This is a genomic window from Microvirga sp. P4_G7 (assembly GCF_056401005.1).
This window is the reverse complement of the sequence record NZ_JBFUKD010001076.1, coordinates 1-765: the sequence shown is the minus strand read 5'-3', so window position 1 is coordinate 765 and position 765 is coordinate 1. Positions and strand designations below refer to the sequence as shown.

Annotated in this window: 1 protein-coding gene; it reads right to left on the bottom strand. The window is 62.1% G+C overall.

Going from position 1 to position 765, the window contains the following annotated elements; genetic code table 11:
- Nucleotides 1-765: TolC family protein (locus AC1DT3_RS23125; protein WP_477467497.1), on the bottom strand; the 765-nt coding region annotated here is incomplete at both ends.

Genomic DNA, 765 nt, shown 5'->3' with positions numbered 1-765 from the left:
TGCACCGACCCGCGGACGCCGACTTGTGGAGCGAGCGCTCCGGCCTCGATCTTCACCTGGATCTCAGCCACGTCCACCGCATGAAGAGCGGCCTTGATGGCAGGATGCTCCGTCAGCGCCACTTTCAGGGTGGTATCGAGATTGGACGACAGCAGCTTGTCGAGGGGACGTCCCGGCGCGAGCTGGCGCGGCTCAACGCCGACGACCCGGCGATAGGTTGCGACACTCGCCCGAAGATTGGCTTCCGCGATGCTGACTTGCGAACGCGCCGCGGCGAGACGGGATTCCGACTGCGCGACGTCGGTCCGGGTAACTTCACCGACATTGAAGCGATCCTGCGTCTGTCGAAGTTGCTCTTCCAAGACTTCGACGTTGTTGCGCTGCAGATCGAGGATCGCCGTGTCGCGCAACACGTTCATGTAGGCGGAGGCAGCGTTGAACAGCGTATTCTGTTCGTTGTTGGTCAAGGTCTCGCGGGAGCCGAGAACGCTCGATTCCGCCTGCCGGACCGAGTTCAGGGTCCGATAGCCGTTGAAAATCGATTGCTCGACAGAAATGCCGTAGCCGCGCGGATTGAGAGTTTCTCTTTCCCGCGAATTGGGCAGCCGTCCCGATGAGGGCGTCTCGAAATCAGTGTAGCTCCGGCCGGCATCGGCCGATGCGGTCACCTGGGGCCGAAATCCGGATTTCGCCTGGGCGACGTTTTCGTCCGTTGCCCGGACGCTGGCCCTCTGTGCGTTCAGATCGGGGTTGTTGACGTAAGCC